General features: G+C 71.2%; 5 protein-coding genes. 3 read left to right on the forward strand and 2 right to left on the reverse strand.

All coding sequences use genetic code 11. The annotated features are described in order from the left end of the window. Together PROKR_RS33930 and PROKR_RS05375 are read right to left on the reverse strand one after the other, a co-directional pair. The coding region (locus PROKR_RS33930; RefSeq protein WP_051432696.1) for a hypothetical protein at positions 1-301 on the reverse strand (301 nt) is incomplete at its 3' end. A gap of 66 nt (positions 302-367) precedes the next feature. Then, the gene (locus PROKR_RS05375) at positions 368-1711 is read right to left on the reverse strand and encodes an MFS transporter (protein ID WP_036960260.1); all 1344 of its coding nucleotides are present in this window, start codon (positions 1709-1711) and stop codon (positions 368-370) included. Positions 1712-1839: 128 nt separating this feature from the next. On the opposite strand from PROKR_RS05375, the gene PROKR_RS05380 reads away from it, so the two are divergent. From PROKR_RS05380 to PROKR_RS05390, 3 genes are all read left to right on the forward strand, one after another. Beyond that, positions 1840-2301, forward strand: a complete 462-nt coding sequence (locus PROKR_RS05380) for an SRPBCC domain-containing protein (protein ID WP_036960317.1) — start codon at positions 1840-1842, stop codon at positions 2299-2301. 69 nt (positions 2302-2370) lie between these two features. After that, positions 2371-3003 carry a dihydrofolate reductase family protein gene (locus PROKR_RS05385; protein WP_036960262.1) on the forward strand — a complete coding sequence of 211 codons (633 nt, stop codon included), beginning with the start codon at positions 2371-2373 and terminating at the stop codon, positions 3001-3003. Positions 3004-3239: 236 nt separating this feature from the next. Next, positions 3240-5270 (forward strand): hypothetical protein (locus PROKR_RS05390; RefSeq protein ID WP_245605711.1); only part of this gene is annotated, 2031 nt, incomplete at its 3' end.

Raw genomic sequence — 5270 nt, forward strand, 5'->3', positions numbered from 1 at the left:
CGCCGTCGTCGGCCACCGGGTTCGCGGGCCGGCCCCGCCGTCCGACGACGTAGCCTGCCACCGCGCCGAGGGCGAGCGCGCCCGCCCCGGCGAACAGCGCGGGCCACGCCGACGACGGCGCGATGAACGGTGTGTACGTCGTCGCGGACAACGGCGCGTACGCGAACCAGCCGCCGGCGAATGGACGGGTGGCGACCCAGACGGCGACACCGATCAGCGCGACCCCCACGAGGCCGAGGGCGACGAGGACCAGGTTGGCAATGCGCGCCGGGCGGGGCGACGGGGACGGGGCTGCGGTCATGCCGCCCATCGTCCCCGTGCGCCTGACCCGGGGCAAACCGACTTCACACGTTCTCTCGCGTCGGCCTCAGACGGCCGACGTCGCCGACGGCGCCCCCTTCAGCTCGTGCAGCCTCGAACCGTCGGTGCTGATGTTCGCCGTCGCGGTGGCGATCGCCCCCACCAGGCAGATCACGGCGGAGTACACGACCACAGGCCAGATCGCCCCGCCGACCGCCGCGACCAGCGCCGTGCAGATGAACGGCGCGAGCCCGCCACCCAGCGTGTTGGAGATCTGGTAGCCGATGTTCACACCGGTCGTGCGGGCCTCCGGGTCGAACATCTCGGCCAGCATGGTCTGCAGCGTGGCCTGCATGGCCACGCCGGGGATCACGAAGCCCAGGATCATGCCGACCCAGATCAGGATCAGGTTGCTCGTACCGAACAGCAGGAACGTGGGCCACACCAGGAGCGCGAAGCCGACGCAGCCCGCGATGTAGACCTTGCGGCGGCCGACCCGGTCGGACAGCAACCCGTACGCGGGAGCGACGAAGACCTGCAGCAGGCCGACGATCATGGTCCCGGCGAACCCCTGCCAGGCCGGGATGTGCTGCTGGTTGACCATGTACGCGATCCCGAACGTGAGCACCACGTATCCGGCGATGCTCTGCGGCAGGCCGATGAGAATGCCCATGATCGCGTTCCTGGGGTGCCGGAAGACCTCGGCGATCGGGTGGGGCCGCACGCCGGCGTCCTGCTGGGCCTTCTTGGTGTCCTTGAACTCGTCGGACTCCTCGAGCTTGCTGCGGAGCACGATCGCGATGATGGCGAGCACCAGGCCCAGCACGAACGGGATGCGCCAGCCCCACGTCATGAACCAGGTCTCCGGCCCGAGCCCCAGGCCCGCCATCAGGCCGGCGGAGGCGACGTTGGCGATGCCGGCGCCGCTGATCAGGAACGCGCCGTACAGGCCGCGCCGGCCCACGGGCGCGTGCTCGACGACGAGCGTCGCCGCGCCGCCCATCTCGCCGCCCACGAAGAAGCCCTGGCACATGCGGAAGAAGATCAGCAGCAGCGGGGCGGCGATGCCGATCGAGGACTCCGCGGGGATCAGGCCGATGCCCGCCGTCGCGATGCCCATGCCGACCACGGTGATCAGCAGCGTCATCTTGCGGCCGACACGGTCGCCGATGGGCCCGAACACCAGACCGCCCACCGGCCGCAGGAAGAAGCCGACCGCGAACGTCGCGAACGACGAGAGCTGCGCGACGACCGGGTCCTCGCCGGTGAAGAACACCGCCGGGAAGATCGCGGCCGACGCCAGCCCGTACAGGTAGTAGTCGTAGTACTCCATCAGCGTGCCGATCGCGCCGCCCGCGATGGTGCGCTTCTGCTTGCCGGTCAGCGGCTCCGGCGTCGACGTGCCAGCCACGGGTACCTCCGGGTCGTCGGGTGAAAAATGATGTGTGCATCCTGCCGACCCGTCGCCCCGACGTCTATGCCCCGAATGTTCCGTTCATTTCGGAGCGCGCCGGCCCTGGCGCGCCTATGGTCGTGAGCATGGGTAGAACCGACCGCGCCAGCCTGCTCGTCCATGTCGACCGGGCCGAGGTGTTCGCCGCACTGACGGACCCCGATGCCCTGGTCGAGTGGCTGCCGCCCGCAGGGATGCACGGCCGGTTCGAGAACTTCGACATGCGCGAGGGCGGCTCCTACCGCCTGGTGCTGACCTACGACGACGCCACCGATTTCCCGGGCAAGACCTCCGCCGACTCGGACGTGTCCGAGGTGCGGGTCTCGCGGCTCGTCCCGGACGAGCAGATCGCGACGGACGTCGACTTCGCCTCCGACGACCCGGCCTTCCAGGGCACGATGCGGATGGAGTGGAACCTGCGCACGGTCGACGAGGGCACCGACGTAGAGATCGTTGCGCGCGACGTGCCCTACGGCGTCCGCGCCCGCGACCACGCCGAGGGCATGACGTCCTCCCTGACGAACCTCGCGACCTACCTCGAGCCGTGACCCGATGAGTCTGCGGCTCCCGGCAGGTCCACCCTTCGTCCGAGAAGACGAAACCGCCGGGAGCGCACCATGGGCATCATCCAGATCGAGCTGTTCGCGACCCTCGACCTCGTCGCGCAGGCGCCCGGCGGCCCCGAGGAGGACCCGGAGAACTTCCCGTTCGGCGGCTGGCAGGCCCCGCTGATCGACGCCGTCGTCGGGGACCAGATCGACGCCGCCTACGAGGGCACCGACGCCCTGCTGCTGGGCCGGCGCACCTACGACATCTTCGCCGGGTACTGGCCGCAGCAGGAGGGCGTGCCCGGCCTCGAGATCGCCACGCTGTTCAACCGCGTCCCCAAGTACGTGGCCTCGCGCGGCACGCCCGACCTGTCCTGGGCCGGGTCCACGCAGCTCGGCCCGGACCTGCCGGCCGCCGTCCGCGCGATCCGGGACAGCCACGAGAACATCAAGGTCGTGGGCAGCCTGAACCTGGTGCAGACGCTGCTGCGCGAGAAGCTCTTCGACCGCCTCGACCTGTGGGTGCACCCCATCGTGCTCGGCGTCGGCAAGAAAGTGTTCGACGGCGGCGCGGTGCCCTCCAACCTCTCGCTGCTCGAACCGCCGGTCGCCAGCCCCGCCGGAACCGTGCACCTGCTCTACGGCCTCGACGAGGGCGTGCCGGCCACGGGCGACATGGACGAGGTGGACCGGGGGGCCTGATGGCGTGCGCGGGACGGCTGCTGGCGCCGGCCGTAGGGTTCGTCGGTGCATGAGCGCTCATGCGCCGACGAACCCTACGTTCGCCAGCCAGCTCCAGCTGCGCGCCGGCGTCAGCCCCACGAGCACCGCCCGCCGTCTGCTGATGAACCTCATCAGGGCCATGGCCCCCGCGCCGCCCCGTGCGATAGCCTCCTGACGGAACACCCGTGACAGCGCTGTCAGCCCTGGAGGCACCGATGCCCACCCACCGTCCGCGGCTCCATGCAGGGACACGACCGTTCCGCAGAGCGATTGCCGGGCTCGCCGTCGCCTGCCTCGCGCTGCCGATCACGGTCGCCGTCGTCACGCCGGCGCAGGCCACGGGCACCGAGGCACGCAACAGGCCCGCGAGCACCCAGCCCGGCGCGTACGGCGCCCCCGACGAGACCGCCGCCAACTACTACGCGGCGCTCCTGCGGCACACCCGCTGGGTCGAGACCGTCTGGGACGAGTCCGCCGGTGTCTACCAGGCCAAGGACATGAACTTCGCGGTGGTCCTCGGCAACGCGGTGCTGCTCACGCACGGCGAGTACGACGCGGAGCTCGCCGGTGTCCCCGAGGACACGCTGCGCGAGCACACCCTGGCGACCATCGAGCACTTCGCCGCGACCAACCGTCTCGTGGACCCTGAGGGCACCTGGGGCCGCCAGCTCTTCTGGGACTCGACCTTCCAGTCGTACTTCCTGGCCGCGGGCACGCTGCTCTGGGACGAGCTCGACGCGCGGACCCAGGCCAACCTCACGACCATCGCCACCGGCCAGTCCCGGTACACGGCCGACCTCGACTTCACCGACGACTCCATGTCGGGCAGCTGGACCACCGAGTGGCCCGAGGGCAAGTACCGCGGCGACACCGCGCAGGAGGAGGTCGGCGTCTACACGCAGGCCCTCGCCCCCGGGCTCGCCTGGGCGCCCGACGACGCCGACGCCGGCCGCTGGGCCGAGCAGCTCGCCGACTGGGGCCGCAACGCCGCGGGTCAGCCGACGGCGGACCGCAACAACCCGGCCGTCGTCGCGGGCAAGCCCGTCTCGTCGAACACGATGCACAACATCCACGACACGTACATCGTGGAGAACCACGAGTCGTTCGGGCCGCACTACCAGTCCGACTCGTGGCGCTCGGGCGCCCGCAACGCGATCCACTTCCTGCTGCGTGACGAGCCGCTGCCCGAGATCCTGACGCGGCAGCCCAACTCGGCCGAGCTGTGGGAGTCCATCAAGCTCGTCATGTCCGACCAGGGCGAGCCCTTCATGCCCATGGTCCGGGACCGCGAGTTCCTGTACGGGCGCGACGTGATCCCGATGGCGTTCCTCGCCCAGGTGCTGCGCGACCCCGACGCCGCCCGTGCCGAGGTCAACCTCGCCGCGGCGCTGGCGGACTACCAGGCGTACGCGCCCGTGAACCGGCTGACCAAGTTCTCCGGTGAGCCCAAGTACGAGCCCGAGGCCCGCGCCGAGATCGCCATCTCCTACCTGCTGCACGTGGAGGCCGCCGAGTCGGCCGAGGGCCCCGTGGTGCCGACGCCGCAGGACGCGTTCTTCGAGCGGCTGTCCGGCGTGCGCGACTTCGGCGAGGTACCCGGTCTGACCGTGCAGCAGACGCAGGACACGTGGGCCGGCGCCGTCAGCCGCAAGGGCTTCGTCAAGTTCCCCTGGGTGCCCGGGCACGACTCGTGGCTGTTCTACGCCTCGGGCGGCTCGACCTTCCTCTACCCGGACTCGAACGCGACCGTGGCCCAGCGCCACGTGACCACCTACACGCAGCCGCGCGACGGCTTCGAGGGCACGTCGTCGGTGTTCCGGATCGGCGACGGGTACGCGGGTCAGGTCACGCTGCCGACCGGCGCCGCGGTCTACGCGTCGTCGGGCGCGGGGCCGGACGACGCGAGCCTGTCCGTGCGCAACCTCGCCATGGGCGGCTACGCCGGGCTGGACGGGTCGCGCACCTACACGACGGCGGAGGGCAGCACCACCGTCGCCGAACCGGAGCCGGACCCGGCCGACGTGAACGTGGCGCGCCTCGACACGCTCGACCTCGTACCGCCGGACGCGACCGAGCCCGCCACGGTGACCACACGGTACGTGCGCATGCAGGGCGTGCAGGGCCACCCGCAGTACGGCTACTCGCTCTTCCACCTGCGTGCCTTCGGCCCCGCCGGCGACGACGTCGCGGCCGGACGCCCGGCGACGGCGTCCAGCGCCGACACGGGCCGGCCCGCGAGCGCCGTG

It is taken from the genome of Promicromonospora kroppenstedtii DSM 19349 (assembly GCF_000515355.1).
GTDB lineage: Bacteria > Actinomycetota > Actinomycetes > Actinomycetales > Cellulomonadaceae > Promicromonospora > Promicromonospora kroppenstedtii.